The 2,144-nt window shown below is 59.5% G+C and carries 1 protein-coding gene and 1 pseudogene; one reads left to right on the forward strand and one right to left on the reverse strand.

Features of this window, described 5'->3' with window-relative positions; translation table 11 throughout:
• A partial coding sequence (locus PDO_RS13690) for an IS110 family RNA-guided transposase (protein WP_007602601.1) occupies positions 1-1,155 on the forward strand: 1,155 nt, incomplete at its 5' end.
• 6 nt (positions 1,156-1,161) lie between these two features.
• Here PDO_RS13690 and tnpC read toward each other — a convergent pair.
• Positions 1,162-2,144 (reverse strand): annotated as a pseudogene (gene tnpC / locus PDO_RS27215) (IS66 family transposase); the annotation flags it as partial.

Consider the following 2,144-nt stretch of genomic DNA (forward strand, 5'->3'; position numbering starts at 1 on the left):
TTCCTCGACAATGGCAGCATCGTACATGAACGTCGCGTCGAACTCATCCGAGATCGATTCCTCAAATTTGCGCAATCCCTACGGGGGGACGACGAAGTCGTGATCGAAGCGACTGGCAATGGCACGGCCGTCGAACGGCTTCTGCGCCCCTATGTGAAGCGCGTCGTTGTGGCGAACTCTCGTCTCGTCAAGGCGATCGCCTGGGCCCGGGTCAAATCGGATAAAGTCGACGCAGCCACCTTGGCAAAGCTCCACGCTGGCGGTCTGCTACCGGAGGTATGGGTGGCCGACGATAATACGATCGTGCGGCGGCGGCAAATTGCCGAGCGCATGGGTGTATTGGCGCAACTCGTACGAACGAAGGGGCGGATCCAGGCCATTCTGCATGCCAATCTGATCCCAAAATATGATGGTCATCTGTTCGGCCCCGAAGGCCGGAAATGGTTAGCGCAACTGCCACTGGCCACCGAAGAGCGCGCCATGATCGGCCGATACGTCAATGAACTCGAACGTGTGTCAGCTCAACTTGCCGAACTCGACAAGGAACTTGCGCAGCAATCGCTCGACGACCCCCGGGCTCTCCGATTGATGACGATACCTGGCGTGAGTTCTGTCGTTGCTTCCACGATCTTGGCCTCGATAGGCGACATCAGTCGGTTTCCCACCCCGGAAAAGCTCAGCAGCTACTTTGGTCTCACGCCCCGGATTCGTCAATCAGGCGATCACCCTGCCCGCCACGGCCGCATCACCAAGCAAGGAAATAGCGACGCGCGCCGCATGCTTGTTGAAGCCGCGTGGTGTGCGAAGCTGGCGCCGGGACCATTGCGGGCCTTCTTCACGCGCGTCCAGAATAAGCGCGGCGCGCCGGCTGCCGCCGTGGCGACCGCACGAAAACTGACGGTGATGATCTGGCACATTCTTTCGAGCGAACAAGATTATGCTTATGCGAGACCGTCGTTCACGGCCATGAAGCTGCGAAAGGTGGAATTGAAAGCTGGCGCGCCCAGAGCATATGGAAAAGCAGGCCCTGGCCATGACTATTGGATCAAGGAGATCCGCGATCGCGAAGCGCAATATGTCGAACGCGCTGAAAGAGCCTACGAGCGGATGGTGGCGGCTTGGAAAGAAAAGCCACTGCATGCAGCGAGAGAGTGAAGATTCACTCTTCTCAACACCATCCGTCGTCAGGCAAATCCGGCCATCATCGGCGTATCTTGCGAAGTCCTGCCAGCGCGACAGCATGTAGTTTATCGGTTCAAGCACCGGCGAGGATCGCGACAAGTCTTTTCGCTCCTGCCGCAGCCAGGCCTCCAGCTCGTCGAGCAGCGGTTTGCTCTTTTCCTGACGCACGGCAAGTCGGACTTCAGCGCTTTTACCGCTAATGTTGCGCTCGATGTCAAACAACGCATCAATGCGTTTGACCGCCTCCAACGCTGTCGCCGAGACAGGCCTCAAGCCTTTGCCCCGCCGGGCACTGCGCGAGACATCGGCCAGTTCGAAGAACTTTCGGCGCGCATGGGCAAAGCAGAATGCCGGCGTCACCGGGATTTGTTTCTTGGTCCGATCAAAGAGCGGATCGAAGCCATTGTAGCAATCGGCCTGCAGGATGCCCCTGAACTCGGCCAGGTGTCGTTGCGGATGTTCGCCCCGCCGGTCGCTGGAGGCGTAGAAGACCGCAGCCGGCGGTGAAAGCCCACCAAACGGCCTGTCGTCAAGTACGTAGACCCAGATGCGTCCTGTCGTGCACTGTCCCTTGGCGAGGATCGGGATCGTAGTATCATCGCCGTGAAGCCGTTCGGCTTTGAACACATGGGTCTCAATCAGATCGAAGAGCGGCTTGACGGCGGCGCTGACATGGCCGACCTGGTCGGCGAGCGTCTGGGTGGACAAATCGATCCCCTCGCTGCGAAAGCCCCGGCTCTGACGATTGAGTGGCTGGTGCTCGGAGAACTTGTCGAAGACGATGGTGGCGAGCAGATTAGGGCCGAGGAAGCCGCATGGCGTGGCATGGAAGGGCGCTGGCGACTGGCTGAGCAGCTGCATTCGCGGCAGGTAAACTTCTCCCGCACGGTCTCCACGACCTTGAAGCGGCGCGGGATCTCCTCCAGCGTCTCGGTGGTATCTTCCCCCAGCTTCGACAGCCA

It is taken from the genome of Rhizobium sp. PDO1-076 (assembly GCF_000247475.1).
Lineage (GTDB): Bacteria > Pseudomonadota > Alphaproteobacteria > Rhizobiales > Rhizobiaceae > Allorhizobium.